Origin of the sequence: Oceanobacillus halotolerans, from assembly GCF_010993955.1 — a bacterium.
Taxonomy (GTDB): domain Bacteria; phylum Bacillota; class Bacilli; order Bacillales; family Amphibacillaceae; genus Oceanibacillus_A; species Oceanibacillus_A halotolerans.
The window spans coordinates 14,458-31,404 of the sequence record NZ_WIXL01000004.1 but is presented as its reverse complement, the minus strand read 5'-3'; the positions used below and the strand labels follow the sequence as shown (position 1 = coordinate 31,404).

16 protein-coding genes are annotated in these 16,947 nt (G+C 37.1%); 14 read left to right on the top strand and 2 right to left on the bottom strand.

What is annotated here, in order from left to right; genetic code table 11:
- Window positions 1–136: 136 nt before the first annotated feature.
- From rpoN to GHC26_RS06665, 12 genes are all read left to right on the top strand, one after another.
- Window positions 137–1,438: an RNA polymerase factor sigma-54 gene (rpoN, locus tag GHC26_RS06720; protein WP_163970502.1), complete on the top strand. Its 1,302-nt coding sequence runs from the start codon at window positions 137–139 to the stop codon at window positions 1,436–1,438.
- A complete protein-coding gene (locus GHC26_RS06715; protein WP_163970501.1) occupies window positions 1,431–1,673 on the top strand; it encodes a glutaredoxin family protein in 243 nt (80 codons plus the stop codon). Before rpoN ends, GHC26_RS06715 begins: the two co-directional genes overlap by 8 nt.
- A gap of 164 nt (window positions 1,674–1,837) precedes the next feature.
- Complete coding sequence (locus tag GHC26_RS06710; RefSeq protein ID WP_163970500.1) at window positions 1,838–2,149, top strand: hypothetical protein; 312 nt, start codon at window positions 1,838–1,840, stop codon at window positions 2,147–2,149.
- Between the two features lie 82 nt (window positions 2,150–2,231).
- The gene (locus tag GHC26_RS16195) at window positions 2,232–2,300 is read left to right on the top strand and encodes a hypothetical protein (RefSeq protein ID WP_404821770.1); all 69 of its coding nucleotides are present in this window, start codon (window positions 2,232–2,234) and stop codon (window positions 2,298–2,300) included.
- A 208-nt stretch (window positions 2,301–2,508) separates the two neighbouring features.
- Window positions 2,509–2,877 carry a YrvL family regulatory protein gene (locus GHC26_RS06700; RefSeq protein ID WP_226376884.1) on the top strand — a complete coding sequence of 123 codons (369 nt, stop codon included), beginning with the start codon at window positions 2,509–2,511 and terminating at the stop codon, window positions 2,875–2,877.
- Window positions 2,878–3,860: 983 nt separating this feature from the next.
- Window positions 3,861–4,889: a sugar-binding transcriptional regulator gene (locus GHC26_RS06695; RefSeq protein ID WP_163970498.1), complete on the top strand. Its 1,029-nt coding sequence runs from the start codon at window positions 3,861–3,863 to the stop codon at window positions 4,887–4,889.
- Between the two features lie 53 nt (window positions 4,890–4,942).
- Complete coding sequence (gene gap / locus GHC26_RS06690; protein WP_163970497.1) at window positions 4,943–5,953, top strand: type I glyceraldehyde-3-phosphate dehydrogenase; 1,011 nt, start codon at window positions 4,943–4,945, stop codon at window positions 5,951–5,953.
- Window positions 5,954–6,152: 199 nt separating this feature from the next.
- Window positions 6,153–7,334 carry a phosphoglycerate kinase gene (locus GHC26_RS06685; RefSeq protein WP_163970496.1) on the top strand — a complete coding sequence of 394 codons (1,182 nt, stop codon included), beginning with the start codon at window positions 6,153–6,155 and terminating at the stop codon, window positions 7,332–7,334.
- 18 nt (window positions 7,335–7,352) lie between these two features.
- The gene (gene tpiA, locus GHC26_RS06680) at window positions 7,353–8,111 is read left to right on the top strand and encodes a triose-phosphate isomerase (protein ID WP_163970495.1); all 759 of its coding nucleotides are present in this window, start codon (window positions 7,353–7,355) and stop codon (window positions 8,109–8,111) included.
- Window positions 8,108–9,646 carry a 2,3-bisphosphoglycerate-independent phosphoglycerate mutase gene (gpmI, locus tag GHC26_RS06675; RefSeq protein WP_163970494.1) on the top strand — a complete coding sequence of 513 codons (1,539 nt, stop codon included), beginning with the start codon at window positions 8,108–8,110 and terminating at the stop codon, window positions 9,644–9,646. The genes tpiA and gpmI overlap by 4 nt, the downstream gene beginning before the upstream one ends.
- Window positions 9,647–9,688: 42 nt before the next feature.
- Entirely contained in the window at window positions 9,689–10,972 is a 1,284-nt protein-coding gene (gene eno, locus GHC26_RS06670) for a phosphopyruvate hydratase (RefSeq protein WP_163970493.1), read from the top strand.
- A 585-nt stretch (window positions 10,973–11,557) separates the two neighbouring features.
- Window positions 11,558–12,145, top strand: a complete 588-nt coding sequence (locus GHC26_RS06665; RefSeq protein ID WP_226376883.1) for a nitroreductase family protein — start codon at window positions 11,558–11,560, stop codon at window positions 12,143–12,145.
- Between the two features lie 441 nt (window positions 12,146–12,586).
- On the opposite strand, the gene ptsP is transcribed toward GHC26_RS06665, so the two are convergent.
- Window positions 12,587–14,299 carry a phosphoenolpyruvate--protein phosphotransferase gene (gene ptsP, locus GHC26_RS06660; protein ID WP_163970492.1) on the bottom strand — a complete coding sequence of 571 codons (1,713 nt, stop codon included), beginning with the start codon at window positions 14,297–14,299 and terminating at the stop codon, window positions 12,587–12,589.
- A gap of 462 nt (window positions 14,300–14,761) precedes the next feature.
- On the bottom strand, window positions 14,762–15,691 hold the full coding sequence (locus tag GHC26_RS06655; RefSeq protein WP_163970491.1) for an alpha/beta hydrolase: 930 nt from the start codon (window positions 15,689–15,691) through the stop codon (window positions 14,762–14,764).
- A 148-nt stretch (window positions 15,692–15,839) separates the two neighbouring features.
- Between GHC26_RS06655 and secG the strand changes: the two genes are divergently transcribed.
- Both secG and GHC26_RS06645 read left to right on the top strand, forming a co-directional pair.
- Window positions 15,840–16,073, top strand: a complete 234-nt coding sequence (gene secG / locus GHC26_RS06650) for a preprotein translocase subunit SecG (protein ID WP_163970490.1) — start codon at window positions 15,840–15,842, stop codon at window positions 16,071–16,073.
- Between the two features lie 112 nt (window positions 16,074–16,185).
- On the top strand, window positions 16,186–16,932 hold the full coding sequence (locus tag GHC26_RS06645) for an alpha/beta hydrolase (protein ID WP_163970489.1): 747 nt from the start codon (window positions 16,186–16,188) through the stop codon (window positions 16,930–16,932).
- Window positions 16,933–16,947: the final 15 nt, after the last annotated feature.

Here is a 16,947-nt window from a genome sequence, read left to right as displayed (position 1 = left end):
GGATCAGTCTGTTTTGTTCAAAAATCTGTAACATGTTGGAAGACATGGCCTCTAAGCCAATAAATGGATGGTGCGCATTAAAAGAAAATATGGCAAAATAAAGGTAGTTTATTTCGATAGTAAGAGGGGTAATTTCATGAGGCCAAAACTTGCTCAAGAACAAACATTACAGCGAAAAATGAATCAATCGCTGATTCAGGCGATTCATTTACTTCAATTTTCAAGTGTTGAGCTAATTGAATATGTGAAAGAGGTAGCTAAGGATAACCCACTTATTGAAGACATTCATGTTGGTGATGGTTTTGAAAACTATAAAGTGAACCGTGTAGAGGACGTAAATATTGGGGAGATAAATGCTGCAACTGAAACGATGTATGATCAATTGAAGCATCAGGTCTATATGCTTGATGTTGAAAGGGAAATGAGATCCCTTATTTTATTTGGTGTTGATTCATTAGATGATGATGGATATTTGGATATAACCTTAGAAATGTGGGCTCATTTATGCCATACTTCTATTCCTCAAGTTGAAAAGGCATTAACAATGCTTCAATCGCTAGACCCTGCTGGTATTGGTGCACGTAACCTAGCAGAATGCATTTTGCTTCAATTAAATGAAACACAGGTGAACAAAAACATTCTATCTGATATGCTCCAATACCATTTAGCTTGGATTGCAGAAGAAGACATAAGTGCTATGGTTGATCACTACTCCTTAACAGAGTCAGAAGCAGTTGAAATGATTACCCACATTAAATCTTGTCATCCGAAACCAGGTCAATTCCTCACTGATAAAGAGCCGTCATATATCGTTCCTGAAGCCAAAATAGATGAGGAAAATGGAAAATGTAAGATTTTATTTTATAAATGGAATTCTCCTAGCATTGAATTGAATAAAGATTATCTCACACTTCGTACAGATGATCAGGAAACAACAACCTATTTAAAAGAAAAGTCAAAACAAGTCGAATGGTTAAAACATGCTATACATTATCGAAGCCATTCATTGGAACTTGTCATACAAACAATTGTAGAAAAGCAAAACTTGTTTTTTTTACATGGTCCATTTATGATAAAACCGTTAACCCTAAAGGAAATTGCACAGGAACTTCATTTGCATGTATCCACGGTTAGTAGGACGATTCAACATAAGTATGTTCAAACCAAGCATGGCATTTTTCCTTTAAACTTCTTTTTACAATCAGGTATTAAACAAAAAGATGGGAAAACAACTGCTGCGTTTGTGATAAAGCAATTAATTGTAGAACTGGTTCAACATGAGGATCAAACTAAACCATTTTCGGATGAATCGCTTAAACAACGGCTTTCAAAAGAGTTTGGCATTAAAATAGCACGACGAACAGTCATGAAATACCGGGAGCAATTACGTATACCAGCATCAACGAAACGAAAAAGGGGGAAACATACCAATGGTTAACGTCATTTTTTATACAAAAGATAATTGTTCATTATGTGAGGATGCAAAAGCATTGTTGCTTATGTTAAAGCATGATTATCCTTTTGAATTAGAAGAAAGGGATATATATACAAATGATGATTGGCTAGAAAAATATCAGCTGTTAATTCCCTATGTAGATGTAAATGGTCAAACCTTAAATTGTGAGGAAATTAGTTATGAGGTGTTAGAACAGGTTTTAAAGGATGCCCAATAAATGTGGCATCCTTTTTTATTATGGTATTCGGATTATCGTGTGGAATTATGGCTGATCGGTGTTTGTGTTAAACTAACTTAAGAAGCTTAATTCACAAAATCGTTTCTTTTAACAAACGGGCCATTTAACGGAATATTATTCTTAAAGGGAGGAGGGTTCGATTAATGCTTATTATTGGATTATTGGTACTTCCATTCTTTATATATGCTCTAGTAACGTATTTTAAATTTTCTAGAAGTGATGAATCTAAGGATAAAAAAGAACAAATATTAGCTTATTCAACTAAATATGCACTTGGTGTGTTTCCAATCGGATGGCTTATTCTCCATTTATATCACAATTTCATAGCGAGCATACCGTATGATACATACAGGGATACGATGTGGGTATTAGTATTACTGTTATTCACTGTTCAAGGATTTGCGCTCAATTATTATAAAAAAAGAATGCAACAATCGGAGTCCAGTCAGGAATAAATACTATTCCGCAAACGGGCGCGTTTATGAGACGAATAATTGCTGTTTACGCTAATGAAGTTTGGTGCTTATTTTTGTTGGTATGACCGCTGTGTTCGCTTTTCGTACCATAATGAAATGGATTTATCAGAGAGAAAGGAAAACATCTTAAGTGCTATAACTTGTGTCTTATTTATTTTAGGATTGGTTACATATGGGTTAACGGATTACTTATTTAAGCAATCGGGCGCCATTCCGAAATAAGATTTGGCACTCGAAGCATACATAAGGGCCATATTGCGGAAGTGAGGAGATTAATCGATCTATGAAAGAAAGGATAAAGACTATAATCGGAATGACACTTTTTCGCTGTATTTATATTGGGAATTATAATAGGGGTTTACTTCCTTGGAATAGCTGGGATTTTTGAAATACTTGGTGTTCAGTATCAATCAATCTGGTCATTAATCATTTTTGTAATAAGTATCTTTATTCTAGGGTTGCCAGTTGATTTGGTTTTAGGTGCTATGGCTGATTTATCTGCTGAAAAAATATCGGGAAAGATAACAGCATTTGTTGTCCAATTTCTTTTTGGATTTGTGACAAACTGGATCGTTATTTTTACAGTGGATGCATTTATGAGCAGTATTAATCTTTCACCTGGAGCAAAGTTGTTCATTTCGCTAATATTAACCTTTTTTGAGTCGGTGTTTGGTGATAAAAAAGATGAACACAAAAAAGCGGCTTAAAATATTGTCCGATAAGTTTTTTGTTGACGGGCGCTAATAGGGATTAAGAATAACTGAAAGGGTGGCCTTTTAGTGAAATTAAATCAAGATACCCAGTATATCAGAAGTCTCGATCTAAAATCGGAAAATATACTACTCGTATGAGTCTTTTCCTTTTAATTTACCCGTTACGTCTAATGCCAGTTTAAAAAGATGTTGAAAGACTAATGAAGTAAAAATAAATTAAATGTGTACAAATATTGATTTCGTGGTATAATTAACATAGAAAGATGATCAGTGCATACACTAATAAAGACCGCCCATGAAGGTACATGGAACGGTCATAATAGACTGAACCCCGACAAGAGGGGTTGGCAGCTTAGGAAAATAATCCCTCACGTACCGTCTAAAGCGCATGAGGGGTTATTTTTTATGGTTGTTATCAGAAACGATAAACGCTACTAACATCCCGAAGGATATCATGAGCGTCAGCGCACTAACAATGTCCATAGGCGAGCACCTCCCTCCCTTGGAAGTCTCCCAAACGAAGACTAACGGCAGGTCGACAGTGCCACCAAACCCCTCATGCGAAGCCAGTCTATTATATTTTATTATAACATATTGCTATCGTTTATACTTTATTGAATGAAGAACTTTTTGGTTTCTCTATTAATTTTAACGACAAGGAATATAAAAAATCATTGTTCAGTAAACGGATACGTTTTGCATAAGAGCCGTTATCTAACTATACCGCAATCGGGCGCGATTGTTGAAGAGCGGAAAATACTTGGGCATCGGAATATAGAATTCCACACTATTTTCCTATTACCCTTTATTATTATAAAGAACTGTCAGCATCTCAAAGTGTTTTTAATTGAAAAATGAATTCCGTATGATAGAATGAAAAATGAACAAAGAAATCTTTGTTGTATTTTTTTGTTTATGGTGGGACATATTATTAATACCCGGGACAAAAAGTGACCACTTTAGAGGAGTTTAATTTTATGAAAGCGTTGGTTGAGTTACAAAAAAAATTATGCCCAGACCTTATCGATGTTATGCAACAACGCTATCTGATTTTGCAAACAATCGCCCACTTACAACCAATTGGTAGGCGAAGTTTAGCAGTAAATACTAATTTATCTGAGCGGCATGTTCGAGGTGAATTGGATCTATTACATGATCAAGGTTTGCTAAGTGTGTCCACTAAGGGAATGATGATAACGAGTAATGGACAACATTTGCTTGATACCTTAGCGACATATATGAGACAAATAACGGACTTACATGTTTTAGAACAAGCGTTGCAGGATAAATTACATATTAAGAAAGTAATCATTGTCCCAGGTAATAGTGACCAGCATAATTGGGTAAAACAAGAAATGGGAAAAGCATGTGTTTCTTTTCTTAAATCGGAACTAACAAAAAACGAGACAATTGCTGTAACGGGTGGAACAACAATGGAAGCTATTGGAGAAGTAATGCAACCATTTGAACGAGTAAACCCACTATTTGTCCCTGCTCGTGGTGGTATTGGTGAAAAAGTGGAAAATCAAGCAAACACGATAGCTGCTAAAATGGCAAATAAAACGAATGGGGAATATCGTCAGCTTTATGTTCCAGATCCATTAAGTGAATCATCCTACCAAATCATGATAAAAGAGCCATCGATTGTAGAAATTGTACAATTGATAAGAAAGGCAGACATTATTCTACATGGAATTGGTGATGCGATCACAATGGCAAAAAGGCGAAAAGCAGATGAACAAGTTATACACAAACTATTAGAAAAAGAAGCAGTTAGTGAAGCTTTTGGCTATTACTTTAATGAAAATGGGGATGTTGTACATAAAGTTAGGACGATTGGTATCCAATTGGAGGATTTGGCTTCGAGCAAACATGTTATAACAATCGCGGGTGGTACATCAAAAGCACAAGCAATTGTGTCATACTTTAAACAAGGGAAAAGTGATTTACTCGTAACGGATGAAGGTGCTGCAAAAGAGATTTTAAGAGGAAACACTTCTCTTTAAAATAAATTTATAATCTTTGGTTAAACTATCTATGAAAAATAGGAGGAATAATAATGACTGTAAAAATAGGAATTAATGGGTTTGGCCGTATTGGACGTAATGTATTTCGCCAAGCAATGAAAAATAATGATGTAGAAGTGGTAGCAGTAAATGATTTAACAGATGCAAATATGTTAGCCCACCTTCTAAAATATGATTCTGTTCATGGTCGCTTAGAAGAAGAAGTAACCGTAAACGATACAAATATCGTAGTTGGTGGAAATGAAATTAAAGTACTATCTGAACGTGATCCTGCTAACCTAGGCTGGGGAGACCTTGGTGTAGAAGTTGTGATCGAATCAACTGGACGTTTTACACAACGTGATGATGCACAGAAACATATTGATGCTGGCGCGAAAAAAGTAATTATTTCTGCACCTGCTAAAGAAGAAGATATTACACTTGTAATGGGTGTTAATGACCAAGACTATGATCCAGCTAAACACCATATTGTTTCCAATGCATCTTGTACAACAAACTGTTTAGCACCAGTTGCAAAAGTACTTCATGAGCAGTTTGGCTTAAAACGTGGATTAATGACAACTGTTCACTCTTATACAAATGATCAACAAATTCTTGATTTACCACATAAAGATTATCGTCGTGCACGCGCAGCTGCACAGAACATTATTCCAACATCAACTGGTGCTGCAAAGGTTGTTGGTCGTGTATTACCAGAATTAGATGGAAAACTAAATGGTATGGCGGTACGTGTACCAACTCCTGATGGTTCTTTGGTAGACCTTGTTGCTGAATTAGATCAAAATGTTACAGAAGAACAAGTAAACAATGCATTTAAAGAAGCTGCAGCATCTGGTAGCTTAAATGGCGTACTAGAATACAGTGAAGATGCACTTGTATCATCTGACATTGTTGGTAATCCACATTCATCTATTTTTGATAGTCTTTCTACGATGACATTAGAAGATAATATGGTAAAAGTTGTTTCTTGGTATGATAATGAAATGGGGTATTCAGCACGTTGCGTTGATTTAGCAGCATACATGAAAAAACAAGGCTTGTAAGAAATAATGGAGGAGGATAATATCTCCAATCTTTTTCAAAAGTCTTCATCATTAAAAAAGGAATGGAGGAGGAGAAATTCCTCCTCCATTTCAAATTTTTTCCAAATCTCGTATAATGGATAATAGTTGGTTAGTATTAGGGAAACCCTAAAAACAGGGATTTTTTACATAGGTTATATGGGAAATAGGAGGATCAGGTATGAATAAAAAAACATTGCAAGATGTTGATTTGCAAGGAAAAAAAGTCTTTTGTCGTGTTGACTTTAATGTACCAATGAAAAATGGAAAGGTAACCGATGATACACGCATTAAAGCAGCATTACCGACCATAAATTATCTAGCAGAACAAGGTGCCATCATTATTTTAGCAAGTCATTTAGGACGTCCAAAGGGTGAGGTAGTAGAGGAGTTACGTCTGGATCCAGTTGCGGAAAGGTTAAGTGACTTAATAGGAAAAGATGTGGTCAAAACGGATGCAGTTTATGGAAGTGAAGTGAACGAAGCATTATCTCAAATCAATAATGGGGATATTCTACTCATTGAAAATGTCCGTTTTGAAGCTGGTGAAGAAAAAAATGACCCAGAATTAGCAAAGCATTTTGCCGATATGGCTGAAATATACGTTAATGATGCATTTGGTGCAGCACATCGTGCACATGCGTCAACTACTGGTGTTGCAGAAAAGTTACCAGCAGTTGCAGGTTTTTTAATGGAAAAGGAAATCAATGTATTAGGAAAAGCATTAGAAAATCCCGATCGTCCATTTACAGCAATAATTGGTGGAGCAAAAGTGAAAGATAAAATAAATGTAATCGATAATTTATTAGATAAAGTGGATAATCTAATTGTTGGAGGTGGCCTTGCTTATACGTTTATTAAGGCACAAGGTCATGAAATCGGTAAGTCTCTTTTAGAAGAAGATAAGATTGAATTGGCAAAAGATTTTATGCAAAAAGCAAAAGACAAGGGTGTTCATTTTGTGTTGCCAGTAGATGCTGTTGTTGCCGATGACTTTTCAGAGTCTGCGAACACAAAAATCGTCCCTATTGAAGAAATTCCTGCTGATTGGGAAGCACTTGATATTGGTCCAGAAACTCGTGGGAAATATGGGCAGCTTGTAGCAGAATCCAACCTAGTTATTTGGAATGGGCCAATGGGTGTGTTTGAATACAACGCATTTGCTGGTGGAACGAGATCTGTTGCAGAAAGCTTAGCCAATACGAAGGGATATACGGTAATTGGTGGAGGCGATTCTGCTGCTGCAGTTGAAAAATTTGGATTTGCAGAAGAGATGGACCATGTTTCAACAGGTGGTGGTGCTTCCCTAGAATTTATGGAAGGGAAAGTACTTCCTGGTGTAAAAGCTTTAGATGATAAATAGGATGTTAGAGGTGATAGTATGCGAAAGAACGTAATTGCAGGTAATTGGAAAATGAATAAAGTGCTTCGTGAGGCAAATCAGTTTGTAGAAGAGGCAGCAAACAAAGCTCCAACTAGTGATCAAGTAGAGGCAATTGTTTGTGTGCCATTTCCTTTTCTTCCATCTTTAGTGGAAAAAGCGAAAGGATCTAGTATAAAAATTGGTGCTCAAACAATGCATTTTGAAGAAAATGGTGCATTTACAGGAGAAGTAAGCCCAGTTATGTTAAACGACCTTGGTGTAACACATGTGGTAATCGGTCATTCAGAAAGACGTGAATATTTTGCCGAAACAGATGAAACAGTAAATAAAAAGGCTCATGCTGCTTTCCGACATGGACTTACTCCAATTGTCTGTGTTGGTGAAACACTAAAACAACGAGATGCCAATGAAACCATGAAACATGTGGAAAAACAAGTGAAAAGCGCAATTGAGGGATTGTCCGATAAGCAAGTGGCAGAAACAATTATTGCTTATGAACCAATATGGGCAATTGGAACAGGAAAAACAGCATCTAGTGAGGATGCAAATGAGGTATGTTCTCACATTCGTCAGGTCATTCAACAAGTGACTTCTAAAGAAATAGCGGAAAAAGTAGTGATTCAATATGGAGGAAGTGTAAAACCTGCGAATATTGATGAACTATTAGGTCAATCTGATATTGATGGTGCCTTAGTTGGTGGAGCAAGCCTAGAAGTAGAATCCTTTTTACAATTAGTGGAGGCAGGAACAAAATGAGCCAAGACAATTTAGCGGCACTAATCATCCTAGATGGGTTTGCCATTCGAGATGAGGAATATGGGAATGCGGTGAAACAAGCCAAAACACCTAACTTTGACCGTTATTGGAACAAGTTCGCACATAATCAGCTATCTGCCAGTGGGGAAGCGGTAGGTCTTCCTGAAGGACAAATGGGAAACTCAGAGGTTGGCCATTTAAATATTGGTGCAGGACGTATTGTTTATCAAAGTCTTACCCGTGTTAACTTATCCATTAAAGAAGGCAAATTTTTCGAAAAAGGTGCCTTTGTAAAATCGATTAAACATGCAAAAGAAAAGAACAAAGCATTACACATATTTGGCCTCCTGTCAGATGGTGGTGTCCATAGTCATATTAATCATTTGTTTGCTTTATTAAAACTTGCTAAAGACAATGACTTGAAAAATGTGTATATTCATGCGTTTTTAGATGGTCGTGATGTAGGACCAAAAACAGCTAAAGAGTATATTAAGCAAACACAAGATAAGATTAATGAATATGGGGTTGGCCAAATTGCAAGCATCTCAGGTCGGTACTATTCCATGGATCGTGATAAACGCTGGGATCGTGTGAAAAAAGCGTATGATGCGATGGTTTATGGGGAGGGCCCTACCTATCAGAATCCAATTGAAGTAGTAGAGGATTCCTATGAAAATGGCATTTATGATGAATTTGTGATTCCGTCTGTTATTACCGATGAAAACGGGAATCCAGTAGGTACTGTACAAGATGAGGATTCCATCATTTTCTATAACTTCCGACCTGATCGTGCCATACAAATTTCTCGTACGTTCGCAAATGATGATTTTCGCGATTTTGATCGAGGATCAGGTGCACCAAAAGATTTAGATTTTGTCATGCTAACGAACTTTAGTGAGTCAGTGGATGGATATGTTGCCTATAACCCTGTCAATTTGGATAATACGATTGGAGAAGTTCTAGCACAAAATGATTTAAAACAATTACGTATAGCCGAGACGGAAAAATATCCGCATGTTACCTTCTTTATGAGTGGTGGACGCGAACAGGAATTTCCTGGTGAGAAGCGAGTATTAATTGATTCCCCGAAAGTTGCAACCTATGATCTAAAACCTGAAATGAGTGTATACGAAGTGACAGATGCTCTACTTGCTGAGCTTGATTCTAAAGAACATAATGCGATTATCTTAAATTTTGCTAACCCAGACATGGTAGGCCATTCTGGTAAATTACAGCCTACTATCGATGCGATTGAAGCCGTTGATGAATGTTTAGGAAAAGTTGTCGATAAAATCCTAGAGCTCGGTGGTAATGCGGTTATTACCGCAGATCACGGTAATTCAGATGAAGTTGTCACAATGGAAGGGAATCCGATGACTGCACATACAACAAACCCTGTTCCAGTCATCGTAACAAAACAAGACGTTGAGCTTCGTGGTGGCGGTATTTTAGCTGATTTATCCCCGACACTATTGGATTTACTAAATGTTGAAAAACCAAAAGAAATGACAGGAACATCGTTATTAAAAAAATAAAATGAATAATGACCTATCAGCAAAACTAAAGGAGAGATGGATATGCCTTATATTACAGATGTTTATGCTCGTGAAGTGTTAGATTCCCGTGGCAACCCAACGGTAGAGGTGGAAGTATTTACAGAATCAGGTGCATTTGGTGCAGCTTTAGTTCCAAGTGGTGCCTCAACAGGTGAATATGAAGCAGTTGAACTACGTGATGGAGACAATGACCGCTACTTAGGTAAAGGTGTTTTAAAAGCTGTCCAAAATGTTAACGAAGTAATTGGACCTGAAATAATCGGTATTGATGTGACACGTCAAAATATTATCGATAATATCATGATTGAATTAGATGGCACAGAAAATAAAGGGAACTTAGGTGCTAATGCTATTTTAGGTGTTTCCATGGCAGTGGCACATGCTGCGGCAAGTTATCTTGAATTACCGCTTTATAACTATTTAGGTGGATTTAATGCAAAAACACTTCCAACACCAATGATGAACATTTTGAATGGTGGGGAGCATGCTGATAATAATGTGGATATTCAGGAATTTATGATCATGCCAGTCGCTGCAACGACATTCCAAGAAGCGTTACGTACTGGTGCTGAAATCTTTCACTCCTTGAAAAAAGTATTGAAGTCTAAAGGCTACAATACAGGAGTTGGGGATGAAGGCGGTTTTGCACCGAACCTAGGTTCAAATGAAGAGGCACTGCAAACAATTGTAGAAGCGATTGAATCTGCTGGCTATAAACCTGGTGAAGAAATTAAATTAGCCATGGATGTCGCGGCATCTGAAATTTACGAAGATGGTAAGTATAACTTGAAAGGGGAAGGGGTAGTACGTACATCTGAAGAAATGGTGCAATGGTATGAAGACATGGTTGGAAAATACCCGATTATCTCCATTGAAGACGGACTTGATGAAAACGACTGGGGAGGCTTTAAGCTATTAACTGAGCGTATTGGAGATCATGTACAGTTAGTTGGAGATGACTTGTTTGTAACAAATACAGCAAAACTCTCCCAAGGAATTGAACAAGGCGTTGGAAACTCTATTTTAGTTAAGGTGAACCAAATTGGATCATTAACAGAGACGTTTGAAGCAATTGAAATGGCAAAACGTGCAGGATATACTGCTGTTATTTCCCACCGTTCAGGGGAAACAGAGGATGCAACTATTGCTGATATTGCCGTTGCAACAAATGCTGGTCAAATTAAGACAGGTGCTCCGTCTCGTACTGACCGTGTTGCCAAATACAATCAATTGTTGCGTATCGAAGACGAATTGGCTGGTATGGGTGAATATGCTGGATTAAGTGCATTTTACAACTTAAAATAGAATAGACCATATAAACTGTGGTATCTTGAAATCCTGATCAAATCTTTGTGTGTGGGCTTTGATCAGGATTTTTTAGACGTAGGAAAGTATAAAATTTTAGCTAAGAAGTGAACTCGACGTGGATAAAATTTTGATGTCCCAAGTATAAGAAAAACTATACATTCGCTAATGACAAGCGAATGCGAGTTTTTCTAATGAGTACAGGAGAAGGAGAGTGGATCTCGCCTGTCAGTGCCCAATTCAGCAAGAAAAGAAGTAAACAAGGAATTGAGCAAGACTATTATTGATAATACCAGTAAGAGCTATTCAAGTAAGATAGAGTATCACTGCATTCTTTATCAGTTTAGGGCACTTCCAGCTTTTGTACCACGTTGGGAAACTAAAAAATTTTAGCTAAGAAGTGGCTTCTACGTTGCTAAATTTTAATGTGCCAAGTATAAGAAAACTAACACATTCGCTAAAGGACGAGCGAATGCGAGTTTTTCTAAAAGGAATTTTTATAAGAAAATAGAAGTTGTAAGATAGTATATTCGATTACTACTGCAAATGTAGCAAACCAATTCAGCCTAACTATGCAGGGAAGGGGTGAAACCAATCTCTATTTTAACAACGATTAAAGAACGACGATCTATACATACTTTTAAAGAGGATATAGTCGATTCCGAGATATTGAAGGACATTTTTTCTTATGGAACCTATGCGCCGACCCATTATATGAAAGAACCATGGAATATTAAACTATACCAAGAGGATGGAAAAACTAAATTAATTGATGCTATTATGGCAAGTTATGAGCGTATTGGTATGATTAAAGATAGCGAAAATCCAAAATCGGTAAAAATGATACAGTCAATGCGCACATTTCTAGGAAAAATACCCCATCATGCTGTGATCTATTTTCCAATTGAGGATGATCCTGTTCGTTATGAAGAGGAGTATGCAGCTGTTTGTGCTTTCATTCAAAATGTGCAATTAGTAGCATGGGAATTTGGGGTAGGTGTTCTTTGGACCATAACGCCATACATGCATGATCCAGGATTTCTGCATGATATTGATTTGGATCCTGATATGGTAAAGGTTGCAGCCGTTTTACAGATGGGCTATCCTGCAAAAATTCCACATAATAAAGGGAGAACATCCATTGAGGAAAAGCTGGAGATTATTAAAGAATAGTAGTGGTGAGTTGTGAATATTATTTTGCCGACTTATGGAAAACTCGTGCAATAAACTCCCGAACTCATGCAAGAATCACTCAAACTCGTGCAATAAACTCCCGAACTTATGCAAGAATCATTCAAACTTGTGCAAGAAGCTCTCGAACTCATGCAAGAATCACTCAAACTCGTGCAAGAAGCTCTCGAACTCATGCAAGAATCACTCAAACTCATGCAACAAGCTCTCAAACTCATGCAAGAATCATTCAAACTCGTGCAAGAAGCTCTCGAACTCATGCAAGAATCACTCAAACTCATGCAACAAGCTCTCGAACTCATGCAAGAATCACTCAAACTCGTGCAACAATCACCCAAACTGATGCAGCACAAAACGAACACATTCTTAAACAAAAAAGTGCTCAGGTCCTTATAAAAAGCCTGAGCATTTTTTACACCTTATTTATTCTGTTTTTTCTTTAACGAATTCCATAACTTCTTCAGCTGTACCCATGGATAGGATCTTATCTTTGTAGGACTCCATTTTTTCTTTTGATAACCCGCGGATTTGTGTACGTGCAGGTAAGATGGATGTCGCGCTCATACTAAACTCATCCAATCCTAATCCAAGTAAAATTGGAATGGCAATGGAGTCGCCAGCCATTTCGCCACACATACCAGCCCATTTTCCCTCACTGTGTGCTGCTTCAATGACATTATTGACTAAGTTTAGGATTGCTGGGTGATATGGTTGATATAAGTATGAAACTTGTTCGTTCATACGGTCCGCAGCCATGGTGTATTGAATTAAGTCATTTGTTCCAATACTGAAGAAATCAACCTCTTTTGCAAACTGCTTCGCGATGACAGCGGTAGATGGAATTTCCACCATAATACCAATTTCTATGCTATCGGAAACATCTTTACCTTCGTTTTTCAAATTCTCTTTTTCATCTAATAATAATGCTTTTGCTTGACGGAATTCTTCTAGTGTTGCAATCATTGGGAACATAATTTTTAAGTTGCCATGAACGCTTGCACGTAATAATGCACGTAATTGTGTACGGAAAATATCCTCATTTTCTAGACAGAAACGGATAGCACGGAAGCCTAAAAATGGATTTAGTTCTTCTGGCAGATCTAGGTAACTTAATTCTTTATCGCCACCAATATCAAGTGTTCGAACCACAACAGGTTTATCGTTCATTTGTTCTAGCACCGATTTATAAGCTTCGTATTGTTCTTCCTCTGTTGGTAGTGCACTTTTACCCATGTATAAAAATTCTGTTCGATATAGACCAATTCCTTCTCCACCATTATCTAACACACCAACTACATCTTCTGGCGTACCAATGTTAGCAGCAAGTTCAACTTGCTCTCCGTCTTTAGAAAGTGATGGTTCATCTTTTAATTTCGCCCATTCTTCTTTCTGTTTTGCAAAATTTTCCTGTTTCTCTTGATATGCTTTTAGTTCTTCATCTGATGGGTTAACGATGACAACCCCTTCGATTCCATCTACAATCAGCATATCATCTTGTTGGATGGATTGTGTTACTTCCTTTGTTCCAACAACAGCTGGAATTTCGAGTGATCTTGCCATAATAGCAGAGTGGGATGTTCTACCTCCAATATCAGTTGCAAAGCCTTTCACAAATTGACGGTTTAATTGTGCTGTATCGGATGGTGTTAAATCATTTGCAATCACAATTACTTCCTCATCAATTAATGCTGGATCTGGAAATGTGACTCCAATCAAATGTGCCATTACACGTTTAGTCACATCTTGTATGTCAGCAGCACGTTCTCGCATGTATTCATTATCCATATTTTTAAACATATCAATGAACATATTGGCTGTTTCTTCTAGTGCCGCTTCTGCAACGACATTGTCCGATTTAATTTTTTCTTTCATTGGATTAATAAGTTCTGGATCACTTAACACAAGTAAGTGTGCTGAGAATATTTCAGCATGCTCATCACCAAGTTCTTTTTTTGTATGTGCTTTTATTTTTTCTAGTTCTTGCTTTGAAATATCTAGTGCGTCATCTAGTCGTTCGATTTCTTTGTCTACATTTTCAACTGTTTTCTTTTCATAGTTTAATGAAGGTGTAACAAGCTGATATGCTTTTGCTATCGCAATCCCTGATGATGCGGCAATTCCTTGGATGTTTGTCATTGTCGTTCTACCAACCCTTCAGTAAAAATTCGTCTACACTTCATTTTATATGGTTTGTACAAGTTGTTTCAAGTAATCACCATTACTTGTCCATACAACCAATTACTCTAATAAGGATGTTCAAAAAGTCCGGTAAAAATGACACATCTAATTTCTTCGTTGGCTCTACTTTTTAGCTCCTTTGAAAAGAACTACACTTTTCCTTCGTGTGATGTAGATTCTAGGGAGCATTCCTTGTGCTCACGTATTAATTGCACATCCGCTCCACTACTGGGAGCTTCGCCGCCTCGACTTTCGACGCACTGGACGTGCTAGTACTGGCGTTGCGATTGACGTGACGGTTTTAGCCAGTGGGACTCGACAGGACGTTAGCGTGAGGCGTTGCAACAGGACGCCTGAGACCTTAGCCGACTCGGTCCTTTTTATCCTCCTTTTTGAACACGTACTAATAGTAAACTAAAATCATTCCTTATTTTTCTTCCTACACTGTTGATTTATCCACTCATATATTGTTCGAAAGACTTCTTCTTTATTTATCTCATGTAATAATTCATGTCTTGCACCTTCATAAAGAACAGTGGTAATGTTTTCTAATCCCAACTCTTCATATAGATGGGCGGTTCGCCATACTCCTTTTGCGTATTCCCCAACAGGGTCTTTATCACCGCTAATGAATAGCATTGGTAGATTTTTCGGTATTTCTTTGTTTTGATTCTGGTCATGAATTTGTAATAAACCATCCATTAAGTCATAAAAAAATCTTGCTGTTGGCACAAAGCCATTGTATGGATCACGTATAAATTCATCAACCTCATCATCATCCCTGGTTAACCAATCAAAAATGGTTCTGCGTCCTTTAATTCGTTGATTATATGAACCGAAGACAATTTTATTCATTAACTTTGATTTTTCAGAAGGTGGTAATGTACTAGCCATTGTTTTACCAGCTAAAAGTGACGCTTTTGGAAAATAACCAGTCCCCATCAGAATAACACCATCAATTAAGTGACTGCTTGTCTGAATATATTGACGTGCTAAAAAAGAACCCATACTATGACCAAATAAGTATATTGGCGTTGAAGGATAGCTTTGTCGAATTATTTTTGTAATCTCGATTAAGTCGTTTGTCGTCTTTTGAAATCCATTTTCAGCTGCAAAATAGCCAAAAATGCCTTGACTCTCAGCCGTCTTCCCGTGTCCACGGTGATCGTTACCATAAACAACAATATTATTGTCTGCCAAATAGTTTGCAAACTCATCATAACGTCCAATATGTTCTACCATTCCATGGGCCACCTGAATAATTGCTTTAGGTTCTTGGGTTGTTTTGTTCCATTTTTTGTAAAAAATCTCAAGTCCATCATTCGTTTTGAGGGTAAACTCTTTTTGCATTTTATCACCTACCATGTTCTATTATCGTATGATTTCCTTGAAATAGCAAAATGAATACACTTATCTAGAAAATCGAACTTGCTAGGGATGTCTTATTTATGCTAAAGTATTTATAGGTATTTGTCGCTTTAGGAGGTGTCATGGGGACATGGTTAGTGTTATTAATATTTTATTGGTTATAGATGCAATAGTGATGGTTGTTCTCGTTCTATTACAATCAGGTAAAAGTGCAGGTCTTTCGGGAGCAATTTCAGGTGGGGCTGAACAGCTATTTGGAAAACAGAAAGCAAGAGGTGTCGATTTGATTCTACACCGTGGAACGATTGTAACAGCAGTGCTGTTTTTCATCTTAGCTTTCTTAAGTGCATATGTTTTGCAATAAACGCAAACCCTTATCACGAAAGTCCGTGATAAGGGTTTTTAACGGAAAAGCAAGGAAATTTTTTACATTTACATACATTCTTACAAAAATATGGCGAAGGAGATAAGGCATTATGAAAATTAAACCACCAAAACCATTTACATTTGAGGCAGGTCCACGTGCTGTGTTACTGTTACATGGATTTACAGGAAACTCTGCTGATGTCCGCATGCTAGGCCGTTTTTTAGAAAAGAAAGGGTATACAAGTCATGCACCAATTTTACGTGGACATGGTGCACCACTGGAAGAACTGATTCAAACCAATCCAGATCAATGGTGGCAGGATGTAGAAGAAGCACTGCAGCATTTACGTGATTTAGGATATGAGGAAATTGCAGTAGCTGGATTATCATTAGGTGGTGTACTAGGTTTAAAACTAGCATATTCGGAAAAAATAAAAGCAATTATCCCAATGTGTACACCAATGTTCTTTGATAATGAACAAGAGTTAACGAAAGGGTTCACTGCAAAAGCGAAAGAGTATAAGCAATTAGAAGGAAAAGATAAGGAAACGATTGATCACGAAATTGAAACATTACTCGATAAGTCTGATAATATGTTCCATGAGATTGGTAATTTAATTAATGAGGTTAGTGCAAATGTTGATACCATTTATGCACCTACTTTTGTCGTGCAGGCTAGGCAAGATGAAATGATTAATACAAATAGTGCTAACCATATTTATCAAAATGTTGAAGCAGATACCAAAGAGATAAAGTGGTATGAAGAATCTGGACATGTTATCACAATGGATAAAGAAAAAGAACAATTACATGAAGACATTTATCAGTTCTTAGAATCCCTTGAGTGGGAAGAATGATAATAAATAAGAAGA

Coding starts and splice junctions, on each gene's coding strand:
- rpoN (WP_163970502.1), top strand. CDS start 137: ATGAGGCCAAAACTTGCTCAAGAACAAACATTACAGCGAAAAATGAAT.
- GHC26_RS06715 (WP_163970501.1), top strand. CDS start 1,431: ATGGTTAACGTCATTTTTTATACAAAAGATAATTGTTCATTATGTGAG.
- GHC26_RS06710 (WP_163970500.1), top strand. CDS start 1,838: ATGCTTATTATTGGATTATTGGTACTTCCATTCTTTATATATGCTCTA.
- GHC26_RS06695 (WP_163970498.1), top strand. CDS start 3,861: ATGAAAGCGTTGGTTGAGTTACAAAAAAAATTATGCCCAGACCTTATC.
- gap (WP_163970497.1), top strand. CDS start 4,943: ATGACTGTAAAAATAGGAATTAATGGGTTTGGCCGTATTGGACGTAAT.
- GHC26_RS06685 (WP_163970496.1), top strand. CDS start 6,153: ATGAATAAAAAAACATTGCAAGATGTTGATTTGCAAGGAAAAAAAGTC.
- tpiA (WP_163970495.1), top strand. CDS start 7,353: ATGCGAAAGAACGTAATTGCAGGTAATTGGAAAATGAATAAAGTGCTT.
- gpmI (WP_163970494.1), top strand. CDS start 8,108: ATGAGCCAAGACAATTTAGCGGCACTAATCATCCTAGATGGGTTTGCC.
- eno (WP_163970493.1), top strand. CDS start 9,689: ATGCCTTATATTACAGATGTTTATGCTCGTGAAGTGTTAGATTCCCGT.
- ptsP (WP_163970492.1), bottom strand. CDS start 14,299: ATGACAAACATCCAAGGAATTGCCGCATCATCAGGGATTGCGATAGCA.
- GHC26_RS06655 (WP_163970491.1), bottom strand. CDS start 15,691: ATGCAAAAAGAGTTTACCCTCAAAACGAATGATGGACTTGAGATTTTT.
- secG (WP_163970490.1), top strand. CDS start 15,840: ATGGTTAGTGTTATTAATATTTTATTGGTTATAGATGCAATAGTGATG.
- GHC26_RS06645 (WP_163970489.1), top strand. CDS start 16,186: ATGAAAATTAAACCACCAAAACCATTTACATTTGAGGCAGGTCCACGT.